This is a genomic window from Rhodanobacter sp. sgz306013, from assembly GCF_057031145.1.
Genome location: NZ_JBXCIJ010000002.1, coordinates 904,417 through 929,263, shown reverse-complemented (window position 1 = coordinate 929,263; position 24,847 = coordinate 904,417). Strand labels below are relative to the sequence as shown.

Annotated in this window: 32 protein-coding genes; 22 read left to right on the top strand and 10 right to left on the bottom strand. The window is 69.8% G+C overall.

Features of this window, described 5'->3' with window-relative positions:
- The 5 genes from AC2EWF_RS09085 to AC2EWF_RS09065 all read left to right on the top strand — a co-directional run bounded on the left by AC2EWF_RS09085 (position 1) and on the right by AC2EWF_RS09065 (position 4,587).
- A complete protein-coding gene (locus tag AC2EWF_RS09085) occupies positions 1-1,449 on the top strand; it encodes an efflux transporter outer membrane subunit (protein ID WP_483639034.1) in 1,449 nt (482 codons plus the stop codon).
- Positions 1,446-2,186 (top strand): SDR family NAD(P)-dependent oxidoreductase, encoded by a 741-nt coding sequence (locus AC2EWF_RS09080; RefSeq protein WP_483639033.1) that lies wholly within the window; start codon positions 1,446-1,448, stop codon positions 2,184-2,186. Before AC2EWF_RS09085 ends, AC2EWF_RS09080 begins: the two co-directional genes overlap by 4 nt.
- A gap of 190 nt (positions 2,187-2,376) precedes the next feature.
- The gene (locus tag AC2EWF_RS09075) at positions 2,377-2,790 is read left to right on the top strand and encodes a VOC family protein (protein ID WP_483639032.1); all 414 of its coding nucleotides are present in this window, start codon (positions 2,377-2,379) and stop codon (positions 2,788-2,790) included.
- A gap of 124 nt (positions 2,791-2,914) precedes the next feature.
- Positions 2,915-3,676 (top strand): SDR family NAD(P)-dependent oxidoreductase, encoded by a 762-nt coding sequence (locus tag AC2EWF_RS09070; protein WP_483639031.1) that lies wholly within the window; start codon positions 2,915-2,917, stop codon positions 3,674-3,676.
- A complete protein-coding gene (locus AC2EWF_RS09065; RefSeq protein WP_483639030.1) occupies positions 3,676-4,587 on the top strand; it encodes a sigma-70 family RNA polymerase sigma factor in 912 nt (303 codons plus the stop codon). The genes AC2EWF_RS09070 and AC2EWF_RS09065 overlap by 1 nt, the downstream gene beginning before the upstream one ends.
- A 54-nt stretch (positions 4,588-4,641) precedes the next feature.
- Here the strand turns inward: AC2EWF_RS09065 and AC2EWF_RS09060 are convergent, their stop codons facing one another.
- A complete protein-coding gene (locus tag AC2EWF_RS09060; RefSeq protein WP_483639029.1) occupies positions 4,642-5,112 on the bottom strand; it encodes a nuclear transport factor 2 family protein in 471 nt (156 codons plus the stop codon).
- Between the two features lie 273 nt (positions 5,113-5,385).
- Here AC2EWF_RS09060 and AC2EWF_RS09055 point away from each other — a divergent pair, with 273 nt between their 5' ends.
- The 16 genes from AC2EWF_RS09055 to AC2EWF_RS08980 all read left to right on the top strand — a co-directional run bounded on the left by AC2EWF_RS09055 (position 5,386) and on the right by AC2EWF_RS08980 (position 18,199).
- Positions 5,386-5,898: a hypothetical protein gene (locus tag AC2EWF_RS09055; protein ID WP_483639028.1), complete on the top strand. Its 513-nt coding sequence runs from the start codon at positions 5,386-5,388 to the stop codon at positions 5,896-5,898.
- Positions 5,899-5,960: 62 nt separating this feature from the next.
- Positions 5,961-6,905, top strand: a complete 945-nt coding sequence (locus tag AC2EWF_RS09050) for a TolB-like translocation protein (protein WP_483639027.1) — start codon at positions 5,961-5,963, stop codon at positions 6,903-6,905.
- Between the two features lie 68 nt (positions 6,906-6,973).
- Positions 6,974-7,870 (top strand): TolB family protein, encoded by an 897-nt coding sequence (locus AC2EWF_RS09045; protein ID WP_483639026.1) that lies wholly within the window; start codon positions 6,974-6,976, stop codon positions 7,868-7,870.
- Positions 7,871-8,008: 138 nt separating this feature from the next.
- Positions 8,009-9,097, top strand: a complete 1,089-nt coding sequence (locus AC2EWF_RS09040; protein WP_483639025.1) for a sensor histidine kinase — start codon at positions 8,009-8,011, stop codon at positions 9,095-9,097.
- Complete coding sequence (locus tag AC2EWF_RS09035; protein ID WP_483639024.1) at positions 9,094-9,837, top strand: LytR/AlgR family response regulator transcription factor; 744 nt, start codon at positions 9,094-9,096, stop codon at positions 9,835-9,837. The genes AC2EWF_RS09040 and AC2EWF_RS09035 overlap by 4 nt, the downstream gene beginning before the upstream one ends.
- 209 nt (positions 9,838-10,046) lie before the next feature.
- Complete coding sequence (locus tag AC2EWF_RS09030; RefSeq protein ID WP_483639023.1) at positions 10,047-10,454, top strand: MAPEG family protein; 408 nt, start codon at positions 10,047-10,049, stop codon at positions 10,452-10,454.
- 211 nt (positions 10,455-10,665) lie between these two features.
- Positions 10,666-10,953 carry an NUDIX domain-containing protein gene (locus AC2EWF_RS09025; RefSeq protein ID WP_483639022.1) on the top strand — a complete coding sequence of 96 codons (288 nt, stop codon included), beginning with the start codon at positions 10,666-10,668 and terminating at the stop codon, positions 10,951-10,953.
- A 325-nt stretch (positions 10,954-11,278) separates the two neighbouring features.
- Entirely contained in the window at positions 11,279-11,701 is a 423-nt protein-coding gene (locus tag AC2EWF_RS09020) for a VOC family protein (RefSeq protein WP_483639021.1), read from the top strand.
- A 767-nt stretch (positions 11,702-12,468) separates the two neighbouring features.
- Positions 12,469-13,428, top strand: a complete 960-nt coding sequence (locus AC2EWF_RS09015) for a TolB family protein (protein ID WP_483639020.1) — start codon at positions 12,469-12,471, stop codon at positions 13,426-13,428.
- Between the two features lie 37 nt (positions 13,429-13,465).
- Positions 13,466-14,443, top strand: coding sequence for a hypothetical protein (locus tag AC2EWF_RS09010; RefSeq protein ID WP_483639019.1), 978 nt, complete (start codon positions 13,466-13,468; stop codon positions 14,441-14,443).
- Positions 14,444-14,460: 17 nt separating this feature from the next.
- The gene (locus AC2EWF_RS09005; RefSeq protein WP_483639018.1) at positions 14,461-15,243 is read left to right on the top strand and encodes a hypothetical protein; all 783 of its coding nucleotides are present in this window, start codon (positions 14,461-14,463) and stop codon (positions 15,241-15,243) included.
- Entirely contained in the window at positions 15,240-16,145 is a 906-nt protein-coding gene (locus AC2EWF_RS09000; RefSeq protein ID WP_483639017.1) for a TolB-like translocation protein, read from the top strand. The genes AC2EWF_RS09005 and AC2EWF_RS09000 overlap by 4 nt, the downstream gene beginning before the upstream one ends.
- A gap of 81 nt (positions 16,146-16,226) precedes the next feature.
- A complete protein-coding gene (locus tag AC2EWF_RS08995; protein ID WP_483639016.1) occupies positions 16,227-16,568 on the top strand; it encodes an ArsR/SmtB family transcription factor in 342 nt (113 codons plus the stop codon).
- Positions 16,565-17,053: an ArsI/CadI family heavy metal resistance metalloenzyme gene (locus AC2EWF_RS08990; protein ID WP_483639015.1), complete on the top strand. Its 489-nt coding sequence runs from the start codon at positions 16,565-16,567 to the stop codon at positions 17,051-17,053. The genes AC2EWF_RS08995 and AC2EWF_RS08990 overlap by 4 nt, the downstream gene beginning before the upstream one ends.
- 73 nt (positions 17,054-17,126) lie before the next feature.
- The gene (locus AC2EWF_RS08985) at positions 17,127-17,510 is read left to right on the top strand and encodes an arsenate reductase ArsC (protein ID WP_483639014.1); all 384 of its coding nucleotides are present in this window, start codon (positions 17,127-17,129) and stop codon (positions 17,508-17,510) included.
- Complete coding sequence (locus AC2EWF_RS08980; RefSeq protein ID WP_483639013.1) at positions 17,510-18,199, top strand: aquaporin; 690 nt, start codon at positions 17,510-17,512, stop codon at positions 18,197-18,199. Before AC2EWF_RS08985 ends, AC2EWF_RS08980 begins: the two co-directional genes overlap by 1 nt.
- Positions 18,200-18,239: 40 nt before the next feature.
- Here the strand turns inward: AC2EWF_RS08980 and AC2EWF_RS08975 are convergent, their stop codons facing one another.
- From AC2EWF_RS08975 to AC2EWF_RS08945, 7 genes are all read right to left on the bottom strand, one after another.
- Positions 18,240-19,397, bottom strand: a complete 1,158-nt coding sequence (locus AC2EWF_RS08975) for an AI-2E family transporter (protein WP_483639012.1) — start codon at positions 19,395-19,397, stop codon at positions 18,240-18,242.
- A complete protein-coding gene (locus AC2EWF_RS08970; protein WP_483639011.1) occupies positions 19,394-19,690 on the bottom strand; it encodes a hypothetical protein in 297 nt (98 codons plus the stop codon). The genes AC2EWF_RS08975 and AC2EWF_RS08970 overlap by 4 nt, the downstream gene beginning before the upstream one ends.
- The gene (locus AC2EWF_RS08965; protein ID WP_483639010.1) at positions 19,687-20,157 is read right to left on the bottom strand and encodes an ABC transporter ATP-binding protein; all 471 of its coding nucleotides are present in this window, start codon (positions 20,155-20,157) and stop codon (positions 19,687-19,689) included. The genes AC2EWF_RS08970 and AC2EWF_RS08965 overlap by 4 nt, the downstream gene beginning before the upstream one ends.
- 6 nt (positions 20,158-20,163) lie before the next feature.
- Positions 20,164-20,526, bottom strand: coding sequence for an ElaB/YgaM/YqjD family protein (locus AC2EWF_RS08960; protein WP_483639009.1), 363 nt, complete (start codon positions 20,524-20,526; stop codon positions 20,164-20,166).
- A 58-nt stretch (positions 20,527-20,584) separates the two neighbouring features.
- Positions 20,585-20,740, bottom strand: a complete 156-nt coding sequence (locus AC2EWF_RS08955) for a DUF1328 domain-containing protein (RefSeq protein WP_426662028.1) — start codon at positions 20,738-20,740, stop codon at positions 20,585-20,587.
- 125 nt (positions 20,741-20,865) lie between these two features.
- Positions 20,866-21,489, bottom strand: coding sequence for a YbhB/YbcL family Raf kinase inhibitor-like protein (locus AC2EWF_RS08950; RefSeq protein WP_483639008.1), 624 nt, complete (start codon positions 21,487-21,489; stop codon positions 20,866-20,868).
- Positions 21,490-21,587: 98 nt separating this feature from the next.
- Positions 21,588-22,691 carry a PQQ-dependent sugar dehydrogenase gene (locus AC2EWF_RS08945; protein ID WP_483639007.1) on the bottom strand — a complete coding sequence of 368 codons (1,104 nt, stop codon included), beginning with the start codon at positions 22,689-22,691 and terminating at the stop codon, positions 21,588-21,590.
- 80 nt (positions 22,692-22,771) lie between these two features.
- On the opposite strand from AC2EWF_RS08945, the gene AC2EWF_RS08940 reads away from it, so the two are divergent.
- The gene (locus tag AC2EWF_RS08940) at positions 22,772-23,002 is read left to right on the top strand and encodes a DUF3820 family protein (RefSeq protein WP_483639006.1); all 231 of its coding nucleotides are present in this window, start codon (positions 22,772-22,774) and stop codon (positions 23,000-23,002) included.
- A 9-nt stretch (positions 23,003-23,011) separates the two neighbouring features.
- Here the strand turns inward: AC2EWF_RS08940 and AC2EWF_RS08935 are convergent, their stop codons facing one another.
- Both AC2EWF_RS08935 and AC2EWF_RS08930 read right to left on the bottom strand, forming a co-directional pair.
- Positions 23,012-24,028, bottom strand: coding sequence for a YheT family hydrolase (locus AC2EWF_RS08935; RefSeq protein ID WP_483639005.1), 1,017 nt, complete (start codon positions 24,026-24,028; stop codon positions 23,012-23,014).
- Complete coding sequence (locus tag AC2EWF_RS08930; RefSeq protein WP_483639004.1) at positions 24,025-24,840, bottom strand: lysophospholipid acyltransferase family protein; 816 nt, start codon at positions 24,838-24,840, stop codon at positions 24,025-24,027. The genes AC2EWF_RS08935 and AC2EWF_RS08930 overlap by 4 nt, the downstream gene beginning before the upstream one ends.
- Between the last annotated feature and the right edge of the window lie 7 nt (positions 24,841-24,847).

Here is a 24,847-nt window from a genome sequence, read left to right as displayed (position 1 = left end):
ATGAAGCACCTGCTCCGTAGTACCGCCCTGTTCGCCGCCCTCGCGCTGGCCGGTTGCGCCAGCGTGGGGCCCGACTACCACAAGCCGGCCCCGCCCACCCTGCAACTGCAGGGCGTGGACGCGGCGCGCGAAAACGCCGCGCAATTCCAGGCGCAGTGGTGGAAGCAGTTCGGCGATCCCACCCTGGACGCGCTGATCCAGCGCGCCGCGGCGAACAACCTCGACCTGCGCATCGCGGTGGCGCGCCTCGCCGAATCGCGCGCCCTGCTCGGCGGCGCGAAGTCGCAGTACCTGCCGGACATCCAGGCAGGCGCCTCGTACACCCGCAGCCGCGAGCAGACGCCCGGCCTCGGCCCGCAGCGCAATACGGTGACCGCCTACCAGGCCGGCTTCGACGCCAGCTGGGAGATCGACGTGTTCGGCGGGGTGCGCCGTTCGGTGGAAGCCGCGCACGCCGACCTCGGCGCCAGCGAGGCCGCCCTGCAGGATGCGCAGGTGAGCCTGTTCGCCGAGGTGGCGCGCAACTACTTCGACCTGCGCGGCATCCAGCAGCGGCAGGACATCGCCCGCCGTGACATCGCCAACCAGCAGGACACGCTGAAGCTGATCCGTGCCCGCGCCGAGGTGGGCACCGCCTCGGACCAGGACGTGGCCAGCGCCGCGGCGCAGTTGAGCGCGACGGAGGCGCAGCTGCCGCTGCTCGACATGCAGGCGCATGCCGACGCGTACCGCCTCGCCGTGCTGCTGGGCGAACAACCCGGCGCGCTCGACATCGACGTCTCGCCGAAGACGTTCAAGCCGATCGATGCGGTGCTGCCGATCGGCGCCGCCGGCGACGTGCTGGCGCGCCGCCCCGACGTGCGCATCGCCGAACGCGAATACGCCGCCGCCAACGCGCGCATCGGCGTGGCCAAGGCGGATTTCTTCCCGCACTTCTCGCTGGGCGGCTTCCTCGGCTTCCTCGCCGGGCGCAGCAACGACTTCGGCAGTCCGTCCACCCGCGCGTGGTCGATCGCGCCCAGCATCACCTGGAACGGCCTCAACGTGCAGCGCGTGCGCGCCAGTCTGCACGCCGCCGAGGCGCGCGCCGACGCGGCGCAGGCGAACTACCAGCGCACCGTGCTGGAGGCGGTCGAGGACGTCGACAACGCCGTGGTGGGCTACAACCTGCAGCACGACCGCGTCGAGCACCTGATGGCGCAGGCGCGGCAGAGCCGCCGGGCCGCCGCGCTGGCCAAGGTGCGCTACGAACAGGGCGCCACCGGCTATCTGGAACTGCTCGACGCCGAACGCGTGCAGCTCGCCGCGGACGACGCGCTGGCCCAGGCGCAGGCCGCGATCGATACCCGCGCGGTGGCGCTGTACAAGGCGCTGGGCGGCGGCTGGCAGGCCTGCGGCGACGACGCGCGTTGCGCGCCGGTCGCCACCCCGGTAGCCGCGGTGCCATGAGCACGGCGCGCCAGCGGGCGGCAATGGGCGCGCCGGCCGACCCGCCCGTGCATCGCGTGGCCCTGGTCACCGGCGCCAACCGCGGGCTGGGTTTCGAGGTGGCGCGCCAGCTCGCCGCGCGCGGCTGCAGCGTGCTGCTGGGCACGCGCGACCTCGCCAAGGGCCGGCAGGCCGCGAAACGGATCGGTGGCGACGCGGCCGCCGTGCCGCTCGACGTCACCGACGCCGCGCAGATCGCCGAGCTCGCCGGCTGGATCGAACGCGAGCATGGCCGCCTCGACGTGCTGGTGAACAACGCCGGCGGCCACGCCGACCGCGAGGCGCGCACCGAGAGCGCCACGCCCGACGACGTGCGCGCGGCACTGGAGACGAACCTGCTCGGCGCCTGGCAACTGTGCAGCGCGTTGCTGCCGCTGATGCGTCGCCACCGCTACGGCCGCATCGTCAATGTCACCAGCGGCTGCGCCGGCAGCATGGCGCCCGACGCGATCGGCTACCCCGCCTACCGCGTGTCCAAGGCCGCGCTCAACGCCTACACCCGCGCGCTCGCCGCCGAACTGGCCGGCAGCGGCATCCTGGTCAACGCGGTCTGCCCCGGCTGGGTCGCCACCGGGCTAGGCGGCCCGGGCGGCGGCCCGGTGGAACGCGGCGCCGCCGGCATCGTGGCCGCCGCCTGCCTGCCCGAGCCTGGCGTCAACGGGGCGCTGCTGCGCGACGGCCAGCGCATCGCGTGGTGACGCGCGCCCCCGCCAGTCGCCACGCGCCGCAACTCGCCGGGCCCGTGCGCTGCGCGACACGCGCAGCCCAGCGGGCCGTCCGCTCCGCCTCACGTCGAGACGCCGTTGGCGGCGACTGTCGATTTGCAGCCGGCCGGTTCGTCGGCAAGACACCGCGGCCATCCTGCCGCGGCGCACCCAGGAAAAAAGCATGAGCAAGCTGATCTTCGTCAATCTGCCGGTAACCGACCTGAAGCGATCGATGGCGTTCTACGAGGCCGTCGGCGCGGCCAACAACCCCGCCTTCACCGACGACACCGCGGCATGCATGGTGTTCTCCGACACCATCCACGCGATGCTGCTCACCCACGACAAGTGGCGCCAGTTCACCAGCAAGCGGATCGTCGACGCGCACGCGGACGCGCAGGTGCTGCTGTGCCTGTCGGCGGACAGCCGCGACGAGGTGTCCGCCCTGGTCGACCGGGCGCGCGCCGCCGGCGGCACGGCGGACCCCACGCCGGTACAGGACCACGGCTTCATGTACGGCCGCAGTTTCGAGGACCCGGACGGCCACATCTGGGAAGTGATGTGGATGGATCCCGGCGCCCTCCCGCCGCACGGCTGAGCGCTGCCGCGGGCCGGCATGCGGCCTCCGGCCGCGCCGCGCCCGCGCATCCTTTTGCCCGCGTGAATCGTCATGAGCACCGGACCCGCCATCGGGCCGATGTTTTCCACTGGAGCGATTCGCCATGCAGACACTCGCCGATCAGAAAATTCTCGTCACCGGCGGCAACAGCGGCCTGGGCCTGGGCCTGGTCGAGGCCCTGGTCGAACGCCGCGCACGCGTCACCGTACTCGCCCGCGACCCCGCGCACCTGGCCGCGACCCGCGAGCGGCTGGGCGTCGACACGATCGTCGGCGACATCGCCGACCCGGAGCTTCCGCTGGCCGTGCTCGAACGCCTGCGGCCCGACGTGGTCGTGCTGAACGCCGGCAGCCAGCCGCCGCTGGCGCCGATTCACGAACAGAAGTGGGAGGACTTCGACGATGTCTGGAACGTCGATGTGAAAGCGGGCCTGCACTGGATCCAGGCCGCGCTGCGCCTGCCGCTGGCCCCCGGCAGCCGCGTGCTGGTGGGCTCCAGCGGCGCCGCCGTGAACGGTTCGCCGCTCAGTGGCGGCTACGCGGGCGCCAAGCGCATGCTCTGGCTCATGGCCCATTACGCGAACGACGCGGCCGAGCGGCTCGGCCGGGACATCCGCTTCCAGGTGCTGGTGCCGCAGCAGGTGGTGGGCGAGACCGCGCGCGGCCGCGAGGTAGCCGAGGCGTACGCCAGGCGCCTGGGCATCTCGGCCGAGGGCTTCCTCGCCCGTTTCGGCAAGCCGATGCCGCCCCGGCAGTTCGGCGAGCATGTGGTCGCCATCCTCACCGATCCCCGCCATGCGGCCGGTACCGCCTTCGGCCTCAAGGGCGATCACGGCATCGCCTCGCTCGACGACGTGGCCGCGTGATGGAAGAACAGGACGCCGGCCTGCTCGGCCTGCACGAAAGCCGCCGGCAGTTCCTGGCGCTGGTCGCCGACCTGCGCCCGGAGCTGCACCGCTACTGCGCGCGCATGACCGGCTCGGTGGTCGAAGGCGAGGACATCGTGCAGGACACGCTGGCGCGCGCCTACTATCTGCTGCCCGACCTGCCGCGCATGCCCGCGCTGCGCCCGTGGCTGTTCCGCATCGCCCACCACCGCGCCATCGACCATTTGCGCCGCTACGACCGCCGCATGAGCGAGCCGCTCGACGACACCATCGACGAGATGCCCGACGGCGGGCCCGATCCGGAAGACAGCCTGGCCCGCGAGCAGGCGGTGTTCCATGCCGTGTCGCGCTTCATGCAACTGGCGCCGGTGCCGCGCAGCTGCGTGATCCTCAAGGATGTACTCGGCCACTCGCTGGACGAGATCACCGCCCTGCTCGAACTGAGCCTGCCGGCGATCAAGGCCGCGCTGCATCGCGGGCGTGCCCGCCTGCGCGACGCCGGCGGCGCGGCGGACGCGCCCCCCGCCGCAGGGTCGCGCGCGCCGTCGCCAGCGGTCGCCCGCTACGCGGCGCTATTCAACGCCCGCGACTGGGATGGCGTGCGCGCCCTGCTCAGCGACGACGTGCGGCTGGACCTGGTGACGCGCTCGCAACGCGAGGGGCGCCGCGACGTCGGCGTCTATTTCGCCAACTACGACCGGTTCGCCGACTGGCGCCTGGTCCCGGCCTGGCTGGCCGGCAGGGAGGTGGTCGCCGTATTCCGCCACCCGCTGGACGCCCGCCCCGGTTACTTCATCGCGCTGGACATGTGCGGCGGACAGGTCACCCGCATCCGTGACTTCCGCTACGTGCCGTACATCGCGAACGAGGCGGAGATCGCGCTCTCCTGACACGGGCGCCCGCCCGCCAGGCAGATGCCGCATGACGGGCGGGCGGCGCGGCGCTCAGTCCTTGCCGAGTCCGGTATGCGCCGAATACAGCGCGCGCCAGCGACCGTCGACATAGACGAACACGTCCGAGGAATACAGCTTGCCTTTCGTCGCCGGCGTGCTGCTGACGAAGCTGAGGATCGCGGTGTCGCCCTGCAACGTCACCTGCTGGTCCACCGGGTGCGCCGCCTGCCACGCGTCCGCCTTGCGCTTCATCTCGTCCGAGCCGCGGTTCTTCACGGCATGCGCCACGATGGCCTGCTTGGTCGCGAAGGTGCCGGCCACGCCCACCGAGCGGTAGCCCGGTAACAGCATGCCTTCCAGCCACGCGGCATCGCCGCTCTCCTCGGCCTCCAGCCAGTGCTGGTCCACGGCCTTCACCGCGGCGGCGGTGTGCGCGGTTTCGTCCACGCCGCGGTCGGCGGCGTTCGTGCCCAGGGCCACCGCGCAGGCGGCCAGCAGCAGCGGGATATGCAGTTTGCGCATGACTTGCTCCGGTCGGGATTGACGCCGGCACGTTGCACCCGGCGCCGCCGGCCCGCAGCCACGCGATGACGGATGGCGGCGCGCGGGTGACGGGCGGTCGCCGCGCGGCGGCAAGCGGTCGCGACGATGCGCGGGATGGCGCCGGCGCCGCCCATCCTCGCGGAACCGCCGCTCGTCACGCGCAGGCGCCGCCCGTCATCGCCGCGGCGACGCGGCATCGCAACCGCACGAGCATGCGATGCCGGATACCGCCCGCCATCCCCGGAACCCGCCATGCCCTTGCCGATGCTGTTCACGCTGTTCGCCGCCGCCACGCCGGCCATCGCCGCGCTGCCGACAAAGACGGCGGGCGCCGATGCGCTGGCGCCGCTGGCGTACTTCGCCGGCGACTGGCAGTGCGCCGGCCAGTTCGCCAACGGCAAGCCGGTCCGCTCCCGCGAGAGCTTCAGCGTCGAACTCGGCGGCCAGTGGCTGCGCATGCGGCACGCGGACGCCCCGCCGAACCGCTACCTCGCGGATTCGTGGTGGGGCTACGACAAGGCCGCAAAGCGTTTCAGCGTGACCGTGTTCGACAACTTCGGCGGCGCGCGGCGCTACACCTCGTCCGGCTGGGTCGGCGACGCGCTCACGCTGGAGAACATCGCAACGAGCGGCTATCTCGACCGGTTCGCGTTCCAGCGCCTCGGCGACGACGCCTACCGCGTGACCTACACCTACCGGAACGGCAACGCCGCGTGGCGGTTGGGCGACAGCGCGCGCTGCACACGGGCGACGCATCGCCACTGAGGAAGGATGCCGTGCCACGCCCGTCCCGCCTTTGCACGACCCTGACGCAGGAGTGATCCGCCATGTCTTTTCCGATGACCCTCACCTTGTGGCTGGCCTTGGCCACCCCCGCAGGCAGCCAAGGCGCACCTGCCGCGGCCGCCGCCGCGATCTTCGCGCCGCAGGCCATCCCCGGCGCCGCCGACGACGGCGCCGCCGCCTTCACGCCGGACGGCAACACCGTCTACTTCATGCGCGGCAGCCGCGACGGTTCGACGCTGATGGAATCGCATCGCCGCGATGGCGGCTGGTCGGCGCCGACGCCGGCGCCTTTCTCCGGGCGCTGGCGCGACCTCGACCCGGCGATGGCGCCGGACGGTTCCTACCTGCTGTTCGCCTCCAACCGCCCGTCCACGCCGGGCGGTGCAGCACTCGACGGGCTGCATGCCGGCAAGCGCTACGTCGGACACGGCATGAACCTGTGGCGGGTGGAGCGGCAGGGCGACCATTGGAGCGCTCCTGTGCGGTTGCCCGATACCGTCAACCTCTGCTCCCTGGTCGGCGCCCCGAGCATCGCCGCCGACGGCAGCCTCTACTTCATCGGCTGCAACGGGCCCCAGGGCGACTTCACCCTGCTGCATGCGACGTATCGCGACGGCCACTACGCGACGCCCCGTGCGGTGGCGCTGGGCGATGCGGGCGCGACGATCCGCGATCCCGCCGTCGCGCCCGACGGCTCGTTCATCGTGGTCAGCATCAAGCACGCCGCGCAGCAGCCCTACCGCCTCGCCATCGCGTTCCGCACGCCCGACGGCTGGAGCGCACCGCAGGATCTCGGCGACACGGTCAACGGCGGCACGGAGAACATGGGTGCCCAGCTCGGCCCCGACCATCGCACGCTGTACTTCTACAGCGACCGCCGTGCCGCCGGCGCGGCGGCGGGCGCGTCGTGGAGCAGCGGCCACGACCACATCTGGCAGGTGTCGCTGGCGCCGTGGCTGGACGCGCACCGGCACATCGACCCCTGAGTGCCCAACACCCGCGGCGCCCGTTGGCCTGCCACGCGGCGCATTCACTCCATCGCTGGAAGCCACGCATGCGATCCGCAAACCTGATGCCGGCCTTGTCCCTCGCGCTCGCCCTGTGGGCGACCACTCCCGCCACGCCCGCCCACGCGGCCACGGCCCCGCCAAAGGACGCATCCGCCGCCACGCCATGGGGTGCGCTGGGCGACGCCGACCCCACGTTCACTCCCGACCGGCGCACCGTTGTGTTCGCGCACGGAAGCGGATCGACGCGGCGCCTCTATGTCGCCCATTGGCACGATGGCGCCTGGTCGACCGCGCGGCGCGCGCCGTTTTCGGGCGCATGGATGGATTTCGAACCGACGATGGCGCCGGACGGCTCGTACCTGATCTTCATCTCCAACCGCCCCGCCGCGCCAGGCGGCAAGCCGCTGGACGGCTATTGGGGCGGGAAACCGCACCCGGGCCGCGGCGGCAACCTGTGGCGCGTGGATTTCAAGGACGGCAGGTGGGGCGTGCCGGTGCGCCTGCCCGATCCCGTCAACGTCAGCACGGCGACGTATTCGCCCGCGGTGGCCGCGGACGGCAGCGTCTACTTCACCCACCCCGATCCGCAAACCCGTCATACACGGCTCTACGTCAGCCGCCGCACTGGCGGCCGATTCCAGCCGCCCGAGCCGCTGTCGTTCAGCGACGGCGTGACGGGCGACTACGACCCGGCGGTGGCGCCCGACCAGTCCTTCATCGTGTTCAGTTCGGACCGCGCGCCGACACCGGCGGGCAGCAGCGGCCTGTTTGTGGCGTTCGCCGCCGGCGGCGGCTGGGGCACGCCGGTGCCGCTCGCCACGGAAGGCATCGAAGCACGCCTCGATCCGGACCTGCGCACGCTGTATTTCAGCGGACCGGACCACCGCGTCCACCGCCTGTCGCTCGCGCCCTGGCTGCGGCAGCACACGGCGTCACGCTGAGGCCCCATGGACGCGTCGCCCGCCCGCGTCCGGCACCGGCGCACACCTGTCCTCCAGCACTGTTCAGCGCTCCGTCGCCACCGCACACTGCGGTGGTGGCCCGCCGGTTCATCGGCGGCCGATGACCGGGAGGAGCGCGTGACCGACCAAGCCCGTTCCCAACGCCTGAAGACGCTGGCCCTGGCGTTCGGGTTCTGGACGCTGCTGGCGCTGTCCTATGCGCTCAGCGGGGCGCTGTCCTCGATCAGCGAGGGCGATCCGCCGAACTGGCTGCGCAACCTGGCCTGGAACCTCGGCAATTTCTGGCTGTGGATGGCGCTGGTGCCGCTGCTGGGCCGGCTGGGGCGCCGGACCGCGGGGCGCGGCTGGCGGCGCTTCTGCGCCGTGCACATACCGGCCTCGCTGGCAGTGGGGCTGGCGCAGATGCTCGCGCACCTCGTGCTGTTCTGGTTCCTGTGCGGCCCCGGCCGCATGCCGGTGCACACGCTGGGCCAGTACCTGCGCATGGAATTCGCCTACAGCTACCACCTGGCGGTGCTCACCTACTGGATCGTGCTGGCGGCACTGCGCGGGCTGGAGTCTCGCCGCCGGCTGCGCGACGAGCAGTTGCGCAGCGCCCTGCTGGAATCGCAGCTGGCGCAGGCGCAGCTGCAGGCGCTGCGCATGCAGCTGCAGCCGCACTTCCTGTTCAACACGCTCAATGCGATCTCCGCGCTGGCGCTGGCCGATCCGCTGCAGGCGCGGCTGATGATCGCCCGCCTCAGCGACTTCCTGCGCCTCACGCTGGAGGAACGCCACGCGCCGCAGGTGCCGCTGGCGCGCGAGCTGGAATTCCTGCGCTGCTACCTCGACATCCAGCAGGTGCGCTTCCAGGACCGGCTCAGCACGCGGCTGGAGGTGGCCGACGACGCGCTGCGCGCCGCCGTGCCGAACCTGATCCTGCAGCCGCTGGTGGAGAACGCTCTGCGCCACGGGCTGCTGGCCAAGGCCGAACCCGGCAGCCTGCAGGTGATCGGCCAGCGCGACGGCGACGAGCTGGTGCTGCGCGTGGACGACGACGGCCTCGGCCTGCCGTCCGACGGCGCCAGCGAAGGCATCGGCCTGACCAACACCCGCGCCCGGCTGGCGATGCTGTTCGGCGCCGACGCCCGCATGGAGCTGCTACCCCGCGACGGCGGCGGCACGCGGGTGGAACTGCGCCTGCCCTTCCGCGAGCTCGCCGCATGAGCGCGCCATCCATCCGCGCCCTGCTGGTGGACGACGAGGTGCTGGCGCGCCTCGCGCTGCGCCAGGCGCTGGCCGCGCACCCCGATGTGGACATCGTCGGCGAATGCGGCAACGCCGCCGAGGCGCAGCAGGCGATCCAGGCGCTGGCGCCCGAGCTGCTGTTCCTCGACATCCGCATGCCGGGCATGGATGGCTTCAAGCTGCTGCACCAGCTCCAGCCGCAGTCGTTGCCGATGGTGGTGTTCACCACCGCCTACGGCCAGCACGCGCTGCGCGCCTTCGACGCCGGCGCGCTGGACTACGTGCTCAAGCCCATCGACCAGGCCCGCTTCGACCAGGCGCTGGAGCGCGTACGCCGGCACTGGTACGGCCTGCAGTCGCCCGCGGCGACGTCAGCGCACGCCGCCTACCTGCAGCGCATCAGCGTGCGCGTGGGCGAGCACATCCGGGTGGTCGCGGTCGACGCCATCGACTGGATCCGCGCCGACGGCAACTACGTGCAGATCCACGCCGACGGCAGCCGCTACCTGCACCGCGAAACCCTGAGCCACCTGCTCGCCACGCTCGACCCCGCCCGCTTCCTGCGCATCCACCGCGGCGTGATCGTCAACGTGGACCGCATCCGCGAAGTGCACCCCCTGTTCAACGGCAACGCCGAGATCGTGCTGCGCGATGGGACGCGGCTGGATTTGAGCCGGCGGTTCCGGGCCGGCGCACGAGCGGTGCTGGGGTTGCCTTGATGGGTCAGGTGCCGATTCGTTGATGCGGAGGGACCAGTCAGACGATCTACGCTGATCGGGCACATTGGGGAATATGATCAGGTTTCCGAAAGTTGGGGGATTCCCGCTTTCGACCCATAGCGGACATGCTTCTCTGATCATTCGAACGGAGGCCTTTCTGCAATTTGGTGAGGCATCTCCATCCGCAAAACACCCAGGAGAGCTTATTGATGAGCACATCTGCCTTGGTACTGACGCTTTTCATTGCATGGGCGCTCTTCTTGCTCGTTCTCATGGAGAGCATCCGCGCTTACCTGGTCGTCACGGGACAGGCCAACTCCAATGAGTTCAAGCCGGACAACGCGAACCTCTCACCATTTTTGCAACGGCTGGCGCGTGCGCATGCCAACTGCATCGAGAGCCTTCCTGTCATGGGCGGCCTTCTTCTTGTAGCCATCGCGACTGCCCGTACTGGGCTCACCGATACGCTGGCTCCGTGGCTTCTACTTGCCCGCATCACCCAATCAATCACTCATCTCATGTCCTTGAGCGTTTTCGCCATCAACGTTCGCTTTTCCTTCTTTGTCGTGCAGCTGGCTATCGCGGCCTACTGGACGTGGGCTCTGCTTGCACGATAGTTCGTGCACCCGCATGCGCGAAATGGCCGCTTCCGACCCAAAGCCGCCGTTCCAAGACCGAGCCTCTCTGTCCGGCTTTGCGTTCTGTTGTTAGCCGGACGTGGCAGAGATAAGCTTCAGCAAGAACAATGATTTGTGCAGGGATCTCGTTGCGCCACCCGGGATGTATAACCGAACGAGCGCGTCCAAATATTCAATAGTTAGACCTCAAATGCACGATCAGATACGCGCCGAGATTAAGCTCATAAAACCGTTCGATGAGATCGAACGTAAACACCAGACTGACGCATTCAAGCGGTTCGATTCAGGTGCAGAGTTGTTCAGGCTTGCGAAACCAGCCACGCCGCCCAAGCACCTCGTGTCCTACTTTGCTGTAATTGATGGGCAAACCATTCTTCTCGTCGACCACAAGAATGCGCAACTTTGGCTGCCAACCGGCGGCCATGTCGAACCTCAAGAACACCCACGGACAACAGTGATGCGCGAGCTAGAAGAATAACTTGGCTTCTCATGCCCGCATCCAGTTCAAGCACCCGTCATGGTCACATGCACACCTACTGTCGGTCTCACTGCTGGGCACATTGATGTTTCCCTTTGGTATGTCGTTCTCGCGAGCCAAAAGCAACCTCTCAAGTTCGACAAAAGCGAATTTTCAGGTGTTCGCTGGTATCCGTTTGCCCAGGTGCCTCTTGGGCGCACCGATCCGCACATGGGTCGGTTTATTGCGAAACTGACCTCTAATCCTTCAACTGCGAAGGCGTCATCTGGTAAGCCTGGCGCTGCCCCTTATCCCAAATCTTAAGCCCTCAAGAAGTCTCAACTCCATGCAGCAATCAATCGCACACATCGCGCTCGTGGTCCGTGACTATGACGAAGCACTCGATTTCTACGTCAGCAGGCTTGGCTTTCGCGTCGTGGAAGACACGTATCAACCGGAGCAGAACAAACGCTGGGTAGTTGTTTCACCGCCGGGTTCATCAGGCGCGTCGTTGCTTTTGGCCCGGGCTTCCGCGCCGGGTCAGGAGGCATTTGTTGGCAATCAGGCTGGTGGTCGCGTATTCCTCTTTCTGCAAACCGACGATTTCTGGCGCGACTACCATCGAATGGTTGCGGCAGGTGTCACGTTCGTGCGGCCTCCAAGTGAGGCAACCTATGGCACCGTGGCAGTGTTCGAGGATCTCTATGGCAACCGCTGGGATCTGTTGCAATACAACGCCAGCACGCCATATGCGTCGGCAGCGGTCTAACATCTCATTCGAGACGGACGGCTGCGCCGCCGCTCAACTCAAGCGCTGACTGTCCGCTCCTGGCCGATAGAAGACCCCATCACACACAACGCCCCCGACGCCAAGCCCGCTGCCCCTCGCAGCCGCTACGCGGTTGCGCACCGAGTGCGGGCCAGGATGGCCCGCTGCTCTACCCGGGGCCCCTGTGCGGCGGTGAGGCGGGGTCGACAGGCCGCGCAGCGGGAACCGACAGGATGTCGGTTCCTTTTCGACAGTACACGGATGTGCTGTCGAAAAGCCCGACCCCGGCTCACGGACTTGCCGCCCACGGATGGGCGGCAAGCGCCAAGCGGGGTGGCCTTCTCTGTTGGTTACTTATTTCTTGGCCACGCAAGAGATAGGTAACTCGGCTGCCGCAGGCAGACGAAGGCCCTTGCCCTGAAAGCTTGGCGTGCCAGGCACCATCAATTCAGTGGCCGAAAATAATTCCATCCCACGTCCTTCGACTCCGCTTCGCTACGCTCAGGGCGAACGGTGCGTGCATCGTATTTGCGCGCCAGATCGATAGAACAGGCAAAGGCATCGCGCGCAGGGTGCGCTCCTACGGGGCGTTGCTGGCAACGCGCAACGCCTCAGCCTCAAGTGCCCGATCACCCGCGAAGACGAACCGATCGTCACGCCTCGACGACCGCTGGTCACGAGCCGCCCCCGCTCGTCACAGAACGGCGGCGGCGCGACGCCGCCACGGCGCAGATTCCACGGCATCGTCATGCTGCCGAGGAATCCGCGTGGTCCATCGCCTGCTTGCGCTGCTTGCCGGTGCGCTAGCCCTGATCGCCTCGTTCGCCGCCGTCGGCCTGCGCGCTGCCGAAGTGCCTCCGCCGCAGCCGCAGATCTTCGAGCCCGGCACGCTCTCCGGCCCTGCGGGCGTGGACTGCCTTACGTTCACTCCCGACGGCGCCACCGTGTACTTCGACCAGCAGGCGGGCGCCAGCGGTTTCATCATGGAAGCGCATCGCGTGGGCGGCGGCTGGTCCACGCCGCGGATCGCGCCGTTCTCCGGGCAGTGGCTGGACCACGACCCGGCGATGGCGCCGGACGGCTCCTACCTGGTGTTCACCTCCAACCGCCCCGACGCGCCCGGCGGCGTGCCGCTGCATGGCGGCCATCTGTGGCGGGTCGACCGCCACGGCAAGGGTTGGGGCACGCCGGTGCGGCTGCCCGATGCGGTGAACGACGCCACACAGATCTACGCGCCCAGCGTGGCCGCGAACGGCGACCTGTATTACCAGCGGATGGACGAGCCCGAGCACCGCTTCCATCTCTACCGCAGCGGCTGGCGGGACGGCCGCTACCAGCCACCGCAGCGGTTGGCGCTGGGCGATCCGTCGGCCGAACAGCAGGACCCGGCGGTCGCGCCGGACGGATCCTTCCTCGTGTTCGACGCCGACTACGCCGGCAAGGGGCAGCCCGATCACCTGTATATCGCCTTCCGCGATGGCGACGGCTGGAGTGCGCCGGTGGACCTCGGCGACGCGGTGGACCGCTTCCAGCCCTGGGGTTCGCACCTGGGGCCGGACGGACGCACCTTGTATTTCACCAGCAACGCCGCCCGGCCGGTGCACTACCCGCGCACGCCCGCGCAGGCACGTGCCGACCTGGCGCGCATGCGCGCGTGGGACAACGGCAACAACCACATCTGGCGCCTGTCGCTGGCGCCGTGGCTGGCGGCGCATCACGCCAGCTGACTTCGCCGCGGCCTTCGCGGCTCTCTCAGGAGCAAGCATGTCCCCACGCTACTTCGTCCTCGCCGCCTGCGTCCTCGCCTCGTTCGCCGCCCACGCGCAAACGCGCGGCGAACTGGTCGGCCCCGGCACGATCTCCGCCGGCCTGCAGGAAACCTCGGCCGCGCTCACGCCGGACGGCGGCACGCTGTACTTCATGCGTTCGGACTTCGCCGAGCGCGACGACACCATCCTGGTCTCGCACCGCGTAGGCGGACACTGGGGCGCGCCGCAGGTGGCCGCCTTCTCCGGGGAGTGGCACGACTCCGAGCCAACGCTGTCGCCGGACGGGCGGCGGCTGTACTTCGTCTCCAACCGGCCGCTGCAGCCGGGCGGCGCGCCGCTGACAACGGAAATGGGCGGCCACCGCTTCGCCGGCACCAACCTCTGGTTCGTGCAGCAGCAGGCCGACGGCCGCTGGGGCGTGCCGGTGCACGTGGACGGCGCGCTCAACGACGGCGCGATGATCTACAACCCCTCGGTGGCCGCCAACGGCGACATCTACTTCTCCGCGCACCGGCCGGACTCGGGCGCCGCCTACCAGATCTACGTGGCGCGCCGCACCGCGCGGGGCTACGCGGCGCCGCAGCGGGTCGACCTCGGCGACGTCGCGCGCAACCGCATGGATCCGGCGATCGACCCGCAGCAGCGCTACCTGGTGTACGCCGGCAACGAGGGCGATTCGCTGGGCAGCGCCGACCTCTACATCGCGTTCCGCCAGCCGGACGGCCGCTGGGGCAAGCCGCTGCACCTGCCGGGCGACGTCAACAGCCCGTCGCTGGAGAACGCACCCTCGCTGGGGCCGCGCTTCGGCGAGCTGTACGTTTCCAGCAACCGTCGCGACGAGGTGGCTTTCCCCAAGCCGCGCGACAGCGCCGCCACCTTGCAGCAGCGCCTGCAGCAGCCGCTGAACGGTTCGCGCAACCTGTGGCGTTTCGACATCGCCGGCGTGCTGCGTGCACACGGCATCGACCACTGATCCGGCACGGAGGCACCATGCCCAACGCCCGCACGCTGTCGTTCCTGCCGGCCGCACTGTGGTTGTTCGCTTCCGCGGGCGCTGCTCCCGCCACGGCGCCGGCGCTGACGCCCGCCTTTCGCGCCGGCGCCAGTTTCGGCAACGTGTTCTCGCGCACCATCGCGCTCCGGGCGCCTGGTTTCAACGAGGCCGTGCGCCGCGTCAGCGGCACCGCGACCTACCGCGTGACCGACGCCGACGCCGCACCGGCACAGCTGCACATCGATTACCGCTACGACGGCCGGCCCGCCGGCAGCGGTGCGGTGACACTGCCCGACGCCGGCGCCACCAACTGCTACGACGGCAAGTGCACGCCCAACACCGACGCCAGCGGGCTGGCCTACAACCCGCGCCTGTGGGGCCCGGCACCGGCCACGCTGAAGCTCGGCCAGCGCTGGACGGTGGACATCGCCACGCCCTGGGAACTCGGCCCGGCGGGACGGCAGACAGTGACCGTGGTGGCGCTCGATCCCTCCAGCCACACCGTCACGCTGGAGCGCGAAGGCAGTGGCGACGGTGCGTGGCTGGACGAAAAGCCGCAGCTCACGCTGACACGCGGCGGCCGTTCGTACATCGTGGCGCGGCAGCCCGGCCGCACGCACTGGCGCGGCTGGACCACCTTCCGCGACGGCATCGTGCTCAGCGACGAACTGGTCAGCACGCGACCGGTGACGCTGACTGCCGCCGGGCTGGGCCGCATCGAGGCCAGCGAACGCCAGTACATCCTGCTCAACGCGATGCCGGTGGAGGCTGCACCATGAAACCGACGATCCTTTGCTTCCTGTTCGGCGTCGGCCTGCTGCTCGCCACGGCCGGAACACACGCCGCCACCACGCCGGCCGCCGCGCCGCAGCCCGTCACGCTAGGCGGCATCCTCCATCCCGACAGCGACGACACGCTGGCCTTCACCCCCGACGGCAACACGGTGTTCTTCGATCGCAGCGAGGGCCAGCGCAAGACCATCATGGTTTCGCACAAGGTCGATGGACGCTGGTCGCAACCCGCGGTCGCGGGCTTCTCCGGGCGCTGGTTCGACCAGGATCCGGTGATGGCGCCCGACGGCAGCTACCTGCTGTTCGATTCGAGCCGACCGACGACGCCCGGCGGCAAGCCACTGACGCAGGACTACTTCGTCGGCGGCAGCGGCCCCGGCTCCAACATCTGGCGCGTGGACCGCGAGGGCAAGGGCTGGGGCAAACCGGTCTGGCTGGGGCCGATCGTCAACAACGACGTGTTCGTCGACTTCGCCAGCATCACCGCCGACGGCAGCCTGTACTTCATCCGCTGGGACAAGCAGGCGCGGATCATGCACACCTGGCATGCGGCCCTGCGCCACGGTGAGTACCTGCCAGCCGTGCGTGTGAACCTGGGTGACCCCGCCGTCTCCACCCACGACCCCGCGGTGGCGCCGGACCAGTCCTTCATCGTGTTCGACTACGGCAAGACCAAGGGCGGCCTGGGCCGGCTGTGCATCGCCTTCCGCGAAGGCGACCACTGGGGCAAGCCGATCGACCTAGGCCCGCAGGTGAACAAGGACATCCCCTGGGGCTCGCACATCGCGCCGGATGGCCACAGCGTCTACTTTACCGGGCAATCCGGCCTCTGGAAGCTCGATCTGCAGCCGTGGCTGCGGCAGCACGCGACGCTCGCGACAGCGCGCTAGCCCAGGAACCATCGCGGGACCCGGCGGCACAAGGAACCGCCACCTGTTGCAATAATTCCATTATTCTGGAAATATAGAATCATGGAAACGCCAGACGCCCTCGCCGCCCTCGGCGCGCTCAGCCACGACTCCCGCCTCGCCGCGTTCCGCCGGCTGGTGCAGGTTGGCCCGGAAGGCTTGCCGGTCGGCGAGCTGCGCGAGCAGCTCGACCTGCCGCCCGCCACGCTGAGCGCGCACCTCAACGTGCTGCGCGCCGCCGGACTGGTCGAGGACCAGCGCGAGGGGCGGGTGATCCGTGTCCGCGCCAACTACCGGCAGATGAACGCACTGCTGGCCTATCTCACCGAGAACTGCTGCGCCGGCGCCGCCGATTGCGGCCCGGTCTCCGCCTGCAAACCGCGCAAATCCGGAGCCAAGCCATGAACCGATTCCACGTGCACCTCAACGTCGCCGACCTCGCCGGCAGCATCCGCTTTTACACGCAGCTGTTCGCCGCGGAACCCAGCGTGGTCAAGCACGATTACGCCAAATGGATGCTGGAAGACCCGCGGGTCAATTTCGCGATCTCCAGCACCGGCCGTGCGCCGGGAGTCGACCATCTCGGCCTGCAGGTCGACTCCGCGGCCGAGCTTGCCGCGCTCGGCCCGCGCCTGGACGCCGCCGGCGGTGCCGTGGTGCCGGAAGGCGGCGCCACCTGCTGCTACGCGCGCTCGGACAAGCTGTGGACCGAAGACCCGCAGGGCACGCGCTGGGAAACCTTCCACACCGTCGGCGAGGCCACCACCTACTACGCCGCCGACGCGGCCTGTTCGGCCGACGGTGCGGCCTGCGCACCGGGTACGCGCGCGGCCAAACCCAAGGTCGACAAGGGTACCGCCTGCTGCGCGCCGGATTCCGGCTGCTGCTGAGCGGCTGCCTATTGATCGCGCGCAGTCATGCGCGCTTTGTCATTCCAACGTCCGATGCCATGAGCCCGATCCGATGAAACGCGTCCTGTTCGTCTGCGTGGAAAACGCCAACCGCAGCCAGATGGCCGAGGCCTTCGCGCACATCTACGGCGGGAGCGGGGTCGAAGCCTTGAGCGCAGGCTCGGCGCCATCGGGGCGGATCAATCCGAAGGCGCTGCGCTTCATGGCCGAGCTCGGCTACGACCTGGGTACGCATGCATCGAAGTCGCTGGACGAGATCGACGGCGAGTTCGACGCCGTCGTCACCATGGGCTGCGGCGACAGCTGCCCCTGGGTGCCTGCGAAACGGCGCGAGGACTGGAATCTGCCGGACCCGCGGGACATGGACGATGCCGGCTATCGCGCGGTGCGCGACGACATCGCCGCGCGCGTGAAGCACTTGCTGGCCGGGCTGTAATGTCGCTCTCGCGAAGGCTGGCCGCCGAATTCATCGGTACGGGAGCGCTGCTGGCCACGGTGGTGGGCTCCGGGATCATGGGCGTGGCGATGTCGGGCGGCAACGACGGCATCGCACTGCTGGCGAACGCGGCGGCGACCGCCGGCATCCTGTACGTGCTGATCGCCGTGCTCGGCCCGATTTCCGGCGCGCACTTCAATCCCGCGGTGAGCCTGGCGCTGCGCATGCGCGGCGAACTCGGCACCGGCGAAACCCTCGCCTATGTCGTAGTGCAGCTGATCGCCGCGACCTGCGGCGTGCTGCTGGCCCATGCCATGTTCGGCCAGCCGTTGCTGCAACCCGGTACGCACGCCCGCACTGGCGCCGCGCAATGGCTGAGCGAGGGCGTGGCCACCGCCGGCCTGCTGCTCACCATCCTGCTCGGTGCGCGCGCCCGCCCCGCGGCGATGCCGGCGCTGGTCGCGAGCTACATCTTCGCCGCGTACTGGTTCACCGCCAGCACCTCGTTCGCGAATCCCGCGGTCACCGTGGCGCGCGCGCTGACCCGTACGTTCGCCGGCATCCGGCCCGTCGACGTGCCGGGCTTCGTGCTGGCCCAGCTCGTCGGGACGGCGGTCGCCGTGCTCGTGGCGCAGCTGCTGCACGACCGGCCCGCGGCGGCGGGCCGCACATCGCCGCCCTGGGATTGAGGATTGAGGCCGGCGGCCGAACGCCGCCGCCCGCATTGCGCTAGCGCTGCACCATGTGCCCGAACCACGCCCAGCCGCGCACGTGCTCGGCGATCAGCTTGACGCTGGTGAGCATGGGCACCGCGAGCAGCGCGCCGGGGATGCCCCACAGCCAGCCCCAGACCAGCAGCCAGACCAGGATCGCGATCGGCGACAGGCGCATGCGCCGGCCCAGGATCAGCGGCGTCACCAGGTTGCCCTCGAATACGGTGAGCCCGGCGAAGCACAGCGCGGGCAGCAGGGCGTGGCCGACCTCGTCGAAGTGCGCCAGCCCCACCAGCAGCAGCACGCTGGTGGTGAAGATCGCGCCGACGTAGGGAATGAAGTTCGCGAACATGGCCACCGCGCCCCACAGCAGCGGATCGGGCATGCGCAGCCGCCACAGGATGCCCGCCGTGAGCGCGCCCAGCGCGAAGTTGATCAGCAAGGTGGTGAGGATGTAGCGCGACACCTCGTGCTGGATGCCGCGCACCACCGAAACCGCCTGGCGCTTGTAGCGGAAGTCCGGCCCGATCTCGACCAGCCGCCGCAGCAGCAGGTCGCCGTAGACCAGGAAGAAGAACACCAGCAACACCACGGTGAGCACCGCCGCCAGCACCTTCGGCGCCGCCGACATCACGTCCCAGGCGCTCACCGCCACGTCGGCCGGCTGCGGCCGCACGCGCATCGGATGGCCGTTGACCAGGGTCTGGGTGGCGCGATTGGCCGCCTCCAGCGGCTGGGTGATGTGCTCGAGCTTAGGTACGAAGCGCCGGATCGTGGTCGGGGCCTCGTGGATCCACTCCAGCGCCGGCGGCGTGAGCAGGCCGATGCCGGTGCCGATGCCGCCGATCAGCGCCAGCATCAGCACGCTGGCGCCCAGCCAGCGCGGCACGCCCCAGCGGGCGGCGCCGGCGACGACCGGGTTCAGCGCCAGGCCGATGAAGGCCGCGAGCACCAGCGGAATCAGCAGCGCCTTGCACAGCGTCACCGTGTACAGCAGCGCCAGCAGCAGCAGCGCGTTGAGCAGCACGCGGATGCCGCGCAGATGGCGGCGCATGCCGCGAGCGCTGCGCCGCGCGAAGCGCCCGCGCGACGACGCCGGTGCACGCGCCGGCATCGCCGCCGGCACGGCCTCGCGCGCCTCGCCGGCGCCGGGCAACGGCAGCGGATCGTTCATGCGGAGGCGTCGTCGAAGGCGTCGGCGCCCAGCCCGACGATCAGCCGCACGCCCTGCGCCACCACCTCGGCGAAGCCGCCACGCAACAGCGGACCCAGCCCCGGCACGCGCAGCGGGTGCACGTCGAGACTGCCGAACACGAAGCCCACACCGCCCGCTGCGCCCAGCGCGAGCAGCGGATGCCGCTCCCCGCGCGCCAGCAGGGCCGCGGCCGGCACCGCCAGTTCCGCGCGATGGGCGGCTACCCGCGCCTGCGCCGCGCGCACCTTGCCGAGTTGACTGATGAGACTCATGGCTTGCGCTCCCCCGTGTCGCCGTTGTCCACCTCGCGCTCCGCGCGGTGCAGCGTCTCGCGCATCATCGCACCCCATTCGTGGCGCGTGGCGGGCAGGCTCATCCAGTGCATGCAACGGCGGAACAGCACGATCGCGCCCGCCAGCAGCAACGCCTGCAGCAGCGCCAGCACCAGCAGTGCCCAGATCCACGAGTGGAACCAGGTGGCCAGCAGCACGCCGAACAGGCCGAGCAGGGTGAGGCCCAGCGCCACGCCGGCCACGGTGGCAACCAGGGCGGCCACCAAAAGCCAGGATATCGCGCTGCGCGCCAGCCCCAGTTCGGCGGCCAGCAGATGCAGCTGCGCGCCGAACAGCCGGCGCAGCGCAGCGGCCAGCCGGCCCAGTTCCTGCAGCAGAGACGAGGACGGCGCCGGGGACTCCGGCGCCGTCGCGCGATCCTGCCCGCGTCCGGCCTCCTCCTGCATGCGCGATCAGCGCCTGAGCAGGCGGCCGAGCAGCCAGCCAGCCCCCAATGCGATCGCCATCGACTGCACCGGCTTTTCGCGCACGTAGTCGCGCACCTGTTCCAGCCACTCGTCGGCGCGGTCCATGGTGGCGTCGTAGGCTGCGCGGCCACGCTCGGTCGCCTCGTCGAGCTTGTCGCTGGCGCGATGGGCACCGGCGGCAACCTTGTCGGTGGCGCGGTGCAGGCTTTCCTCGACGTGGTCGGCGGCGCGTTCCACCGCCTCCTTGGTGCCGGCAACCGCGCTGGAGGTGGCCTGCTTGACGCGCTCGGCGCCTTCGTCGATGCGACTGGGGGTGTCGTTTTCGGTCGTTGCTGCCTGCTTGTTCATGCTGTCTCCATGTAGCTCATGCGGAAGAATGCCGGTTCGCCGGGCGCTGCGCCACGCCTCACTTCGCGCGGCGCAGGAACGAGATGATCGCCAACACCAGGAACACGACGAACAGGATCTTCGCGATCCCGGCCGCCGCGCCCGCGATGCCGCCGAAGCCGAGCACCGCGGCGATGATGGCGACGATCAGGAACACCAGTGCGTAATGAAGCATGGCCTTGCCCTCTTGAACGAATGCCGACCGCGACATGCGCGGCCGCGTGTCGCCATTCATCCACATCGGCCGCCATCTGCGCGTGAAGGTGCGCAGGTGCCTGCACGCCTCCTGCACATTCGCCGTCACCCCGCGGAAGCGGGCCGGATCGCGTAGGTGCCCACCAGTTCCGCTTCCGCCAGCACATGGCCGTGCATCGCCGCGCGCAGTTCGGCCAGCGTGAAACCGCGCGACAGCTCGAGCTTCGCCACGTCCAGCGCGTGGATGCGGAAGTGGTAGTGGTGCACGAGGCTGTCGTTCCACGGCGGGCACGGGCCGTCGTAGCCGAGGTAGCTGCCGCCCATTTCGGCGTCGCCCGCGAACCAGGCGGTGTAGTCGTTCAGTCCCTGCACGCTGCCCGGCGGGCCCTGCGGATCGCGCTTGCCGCGCGGCGTGATGCCGTCACAGCACGCGCCCTCGTCAAACTCCCCGCATTCGGCGGGAATATTGGCCATCAGCCAGTGCACGAACTCCACGCGCGGCAGGTCGGCGGGCACCACGCGTCCGGGCTTGTTCACGTTGTCGCCCCGGCTGGGTACGTCGACGTCGATGCAGGTGAGCACGAAGGAACGCGTGCCTTCCGGCGCATCCTTCCACGCCAGGTGCGGGCTGCGGTTGTCCGACAGCGCCACCGGCGCGCCGGGTTTGCCGAAGGCGTTCGCGGGCGGAATCGGCTGGCCATCGGCGAAATTGTCGCTGCGTAGCTGCATGGCGCTCTCCGGGCATGGGTGTTCGGGAGAGCATGCCGCAGTTCACCCTGTTCCCCAAGCCCGCCGGGAGGCGCGGGACGAGGCGGGGCGCGCACCTGCTATTTCCCGTCGTAGGTCACCCGGTACACCGCACCCGCCAGGTCGTCGCTCACCAGCACGCTGCCGTCGGGCATGGGCTGCACGTCGACCGGGCGGCCCCAGGCTTTCTCGTCCTGCTCGAAGCCAGTGATCAGCGGCTGATAGCTCGCCACCTTGTCGCCGTCCAGGCGCACCGTCATCACGCGGTAGCCGGATTTCTTCGTGCGGTTCCACGAGCCGTGCTCGGCGACCAGGATCGCACCCCGGTAGCTCGCCGAGAACATGCGGCCTTCGTAGAAGCGCATGCCGAGCGAGGCCACATGCGCACCCAGCTTCAGCACCGGCGGCGTGTAGTCCCTGCAGCGGTGGTCCTTGCCGAACTCGGGATCGAGGATGTCGCCCTGGTGGCAGTACGGAAAGCCGAAGTGCTCGCCGACGCGGTCGAGCCGGTTCAACTCGTCGCTGGGGATGTCGTCGCCCAGCATGTCGCGGCCGTTGTCGGTGAACCACAGCTGCCGCGAGCCGGGGCGCCAGTCGAAGCCCACGGTGTTGCGGATGCCGTAGGCCACGTCCTGCGCGCCGCTGCCGTCGGCGTTCATGCGGGTGAGCTTGGCGTAGGCCTTGCCCTTGTCGCAGACGTTGCAAGGCGCGCCGATCGGCACGTAGAGCTTGCCGTCGGGGCCGAAGGCGATGAAGCGCCAGCCGTGGTGGGTATCGCTGGGCAGCTTGTCGGTGACCAGCTCGGGCCTGGGCGGATCGTCGAGGTGATCCTCGATGTTGCGCAGCACATAGATGCGGCTCACCGCCGAGACATAGAGATCGCCGTGGCGGAAGGCCACGCCCACCGGCATCTCCAGCCCGCTGGCGAGCACGCGCACCTTGTCGGCATGGCCGTCGTGCCGCGTGTCGCTGAGCGCGTAGACCTTGCCCGCGTCCATCGAGCCCACGAACACCGTGCCCTTGGCGCCCAGCGCGATCTCGCGCGCGCTCGGCGCCTGGTCGGAATACACCGCGATGTGGAAGCCTCTCGGCAGCACCAGCCGGTCGAGGTGCACCGCGCCGAAGGCGGGCGCGGCGAGCAGCATCAGCAGGGCGACCGACGACAGCGACGACGGCAGGCGCATGGCGCGACTCCGGACCGGTGGAGCGCCAAGCCTATACCCATGCCGCGCCAGGCGCCGCCTGTCTGCTAACGTGCGCCGCGATGGACGAACCGGATCAGCCGAACGCCGAAGATCTCCAGCGACTGGTGGTGGTGCGCATGCCGTTCGGCAAGTACAAGGGCCACCTCATCGCCGACCTGCCCGGCGCCTACCTCGCCTGGTTCGCGCGCCAGGGCTTTCCCCGCGGCGAACTCGGCCGGCTGCTGGCGTTGATGCTGGAGGTCGACCACAACGGTCTGAAGCGCCTGCTCGATCCCCTGCGCGGGCACTGAAGCCCGGCGTCACCCGCCGGGGGCCTGGGCCGCCAGCGCGTTGAAGCGCGCCGCGATGTAGTCGTCGGTGAAGCTGGTCATGCTGCGGCCGCGGATGAAGCCGCAGTGGCCGCCGTGTTCGGCGATGTCCAGTTCCACGTTGGGTGGCAGCCGCAGCTGCTCGAACGCGCCCACCGGGATCACCGGGTCGTCGCGCGCGGTGAGGATGGTGGCGGGAATCTGCATCGCCATCAGCGCGTCGCCGGCCACCGAATAGCCGTCCAGGTACTGTTGCAGCGAGTTGAAGTCGGTGTGCCGGCGCACCAGCGATTCGGTGAGGCCGCGCAGATCCTGCTTGAGCTCGGACATCTCGAAGTAGCGGTGCTGCGGGAACGCCTTCTGCTTGGCCAGCAGCGAATGCCGCCACTTGTGCATGAAGTAGGCCTGGTAGAACCAGGGCGCCGACTCCTCCAGCGAGAACAGGCCCTCGGTGGGGTCGATGATCGGGCACACCGCCAGCGCGTAGCTCAGCGGGATGCCCACGCGCGGGGTATGCAGCGCCGCCCGCAGCGCGAAGTTGCCTCCCAGCGAGAAACCGGCCAGCGCCAGCGGCCGCGCCGGCCAGCGCTGGGCGATCTCGCCCAGCGCATGCACCACCTCGTCGAGCCGGCAGGAGTGGAACAGCGCCTCGTTCAAGCCGTGGCTGTCGCCGTGGTCGCGGAAGTTGAGGCGGAAGATGTCCCAGCCGTCGGCGAGCAGGCGGCTGCCGGTCTGCAGCACGTAGGTGGAGTCGACGCTGCCTTCCCAGCCGTGGAACAGCACGGCGAGGCCGCGCGGCTGCGGCTGCACTTTCTGCGCGGTGTACGCGCCGGTGAGGCGCACGCCGCCACCGCCATCCACCAGCACCGGTTCGGCGTCTTCCTGCACCGTGCGCGCGGCGCGCGGAAGCAGCAGGCGGCGCACGCCGCTGGAGGAGAGCATGGTCTGGATGTGCCCGCTGGTGAGCGGCCAGGACGGACGGAAATCCCTTCCGCGCGGCAGGCTCATGCGGAGCGCGGCTCCTGCGAGGCATTTTCCAGCGCCGCGGCGATGCGCTCGCGGGACAGTTCGGCCATGCGGCGGCGCGCGTCCGGGCTGGCCGGCACCGGCTGCAGGAAGTGCACCTCGGCGTCCATCGGCGGCCCGCCGAGCAGGCGCAGGAAGTTGCCCACGAAGCTCTCGTGTTCGCGGAAACCGGCGTCGATCACCCGCCGGCCATCGCGGGCGAAACGCAGCGCCACCGGCTGCACTACCACGTCGGCGTCCAGCGCGGCCTGGAAGATGCGCGCGTGGAACACCTTGAGCACGCCGCCGTGGCCGGTGCCGCCCTCGGGGAACACCGCCACCGAACGACCTGCGCGCAGGCGTTCCACCATCACCTGCATCACCGCTGCCAGCGAGTGGTTGCTGCCGCGGCGGTGGAAGATGGTGCCACCGCTGGCGGCCAGCCAGCCCACCAGCGGCCATCCGGCGATCTCCGCCTTGGCCACGAAGCAGGCCGCACGCTGTGAATGCAGCAGCTCGATGTCGATCCACGAGGTGTGGTTCGCCACGAACAGCACCGGGTCGGCCAGCGGCTCGCCCACGCGCACCGCGCGCAGGCCGAAGATGCGCATCAACGCGGTCGACCACCAGCGCACCAGCTTGTGCGGGAACGGCTCGCGGCCATCGCGCATCACGCGATTGCGGTTCCAGCTCATCACGAACGCGGCCAGCATGATCGCCAGCACCGCGTGCAGCAGTAGCAGCGGCACGCGCCACAGGTAGCGCAGCGGACGCAGGTGATCGCGGATCGGCGGGGAGGCGGTGGCGGTGTCCATCAGCCCG

Bases quoted from the DNA above. Each gene is read 5' to 3' on its own strand.
- AC2EWF_RS09055 (WP_483639028.1), top strand. From the start codon at position 5,386: ATGCCCTTGCCGATGCTGTTCACGCTGTTCGCCGCCGCCACGCCGGCC.
- AC2EWF_RS08940 (WP_483639006.1), top strand. From the start codon at position 22,772: ATGGACGAACCGGATCAGCCGAACGCCGAAGATCTCCAGCGACTGGTG.
- AC2EWF_RS08975 (WP_483639012.1), bottom strand. From the start codon at position 19,397: ATGAACGATCCGCTGCCGTTGCCCGGCGCCGGCGAGGCGCGCGAGGCC.
- AC2EWF_RS08990 (WP_483639015.1), top strand. From the start codon at position 16,565: ATGAACCGATTCCACGTGCACCTCAACGTCGCCGACCTCGCCGGCAGC.
- AC2EWF_RS09085 (WP_483639034.1), top strand. From the start codon at position 1: ATGAAGCACCTGCTCCGTAGTACCGCCCTGTTCGCCGCCCTCGCGCTG.
- AC2EWF_RS08955 (WP_426662028.1), bottom strand. From the start codon at position 20,740: ATGCTTCATTACGCACTGGTGTTCCTGATCGTCGCCATCATCGCCGCG.
- AC2EWF_RS09020 (WP_483639021.1), top strand. From the start codon at position 11,279: ATGCAGCAATCAATCGCACACATCGCGCTCGTGGTCCGTGACTATGAC.
- AC2EWF_RS09070 (WP_483639031.1), top strand. From the start codon at position 2,915: ATGCAGACACTCGCCGATCAGAAAATTCTCGTCACCGGCGGCAACAGC.
- AC2EWF_RS09075 (WP_483639032.1), top strand. From the start codon at position 2,377: ATGAGCAAGCTGATCTTCGTCAATCTGCCGGTAACCGACCTGAAGCGA.
- AC2EWF_RS09065 (WP_483639030.1), top strand. From the start codon at position 3,676: ATGGAAGAACAGGACGCCGGCCTGCTCGGCCTGCACGAAAGCCGCCGG.
- AC2EWF_RS09035 (WP_483639024.1), top strand. From the start codon at position 9,094: ATGAGCGCGCCATCCATCCGCGCCCTGCTGGTGGACGACGAGGTGCTG.
- AC2EWF_RS08970 (WP_483639011.1), bottom strand. From the start codon at position 19,690: ATGAGTCTCATCAGTCAACTCGGCAAGGTGCGCGCGGCGCAGGCGCGG.
- AC2EWF_RS09010 (WP_483639019.1), top strand. From the start codon at position 13,466: ATGTCCCCACGCTACTTCGTCCTCGCCGCCTGCGTCCTCGCCTCGTTC.
- AC2EWF_RS09025 (WP_483639022.1), top strand. From the start codon at position 10,666: ATGCACGATCAGATACGCGCCGAGATTAAGCTCATAAAACCGTTCGAT.
- AC2EWF_RS09045 (WP_483639026.1), top strand. From the start codon at position 6,974: ATGCGATCCGCAAACCTGATGCCGGCCTTGTCCCTCGCGCTCGCCCTG.
- AC2EWF_RS08945 (WP_483639007.1), bottom strand. From the start codon at position 22,691: ATGCGCCTGCCGTCGTCGCTGTCGTCGGTCGCCCTGCTGATGCTGCTC.
- AC2EWF_RS09050 (WP_483639027.1), top strand. From the start codon at position 5,961: ATGTCTTTTCCGATGACCCTCACCTTGTGGCTGGCCTTGGCCACCCCC.
- AC2EWF_RS08985 (WP_483639014.1), top strand. From the start codon at position 17,127: ATGAAACGCGTCCTGTTCGTCTGCGTGGAAAACGCCAACCGCAGCCAG.
- AC2EWF_RS09060 (WP_483639029.1), bottom strand. From the start codon at position 5,112: ATGCGCAAACTGCATATCCCGCTGCTGCTGGCCGCCTGCGCGGTGGCC.
- AC2EWF_RS08960 (WP_483639009.1), bottom strand. From the start codon at position 20,526: ATGAACAAGCAGGCAGCAACGACCGAAAACGACACCCCCAGTCGCATC.
- AC2EWF_RS08980 (WP_483639013.1), top strand. From the start codon at position 17,510: ATGTCGCTCTCGCGAAGGCTGGCCGCCGAATTCATCGGTACGGGAGCG.
- AC2EWF_RS09080 (WP_483639033.1), top strand. From the start codon at position 1,446: ATGAGCACGGCGCGCCAGCGGGCGGCAATGGGCGCGCCGGCCGACCCG.
- AC2EWF_RS09005 (WP_483639018.1), top strand. From the start codon at position 14,461: ATGCCCAACGCCCGCACGCTGTCGTTCCTGCCGGCCGCACTGTGGTTG.
- AC2EWF_RS09030 (WP_483639023.1), top strand. From the start codon at position 10,047: ATGAGCACATCTGCCTTGGTACTGACGCTTTTCATTGCATGGGCGCTC.
- AC2EWF_RS08930 (WP_483639004.1), bottom strand. From the start codon at position 24,840: ATGGACACCGCCACCGCCTCCCCGCCGATCCGCGATCACCTGCGTCCG.
- AC2EWF_RS08950 (WP_483639008.1), bottom strand. From the start codon at position 21,489: ATGCAGCTACGCAGCGACAATTTCGCCGATGGCCAGCCGATTCCGCCC.
- AC2EWF_RS08935 (WP_483639005.1), bottom strand. From the start codon at position 24,028: ATGAGCCTGCCGCGCGGAAGGGATTTCCGTCCGTCCTGGCCGCTCACC.
- AC2EWF_RS08995 (WP_483639016.1), top strand. From the start codon at position 16,227: ATGGAAACGCCAGACGCCCTCGCCGCCCTCGGCGCGCTCAGCCACGAC.
- AC2EWF_RS09000 (WP_483639017.1), top strand. From the start codon at position 15,240: ATGAAACCGACGATCCTTTGCTTCCTGTTCGGCGTCGGCCTGCTGCTC.
- AC2EWF_RS08965 (WP_483639010.1), bottom strand. From the start codon at position 20,157: ATGCAGGAGGAGGCCGGACGCGGGCAGGATCGCGCGACGGCGCCGGAG.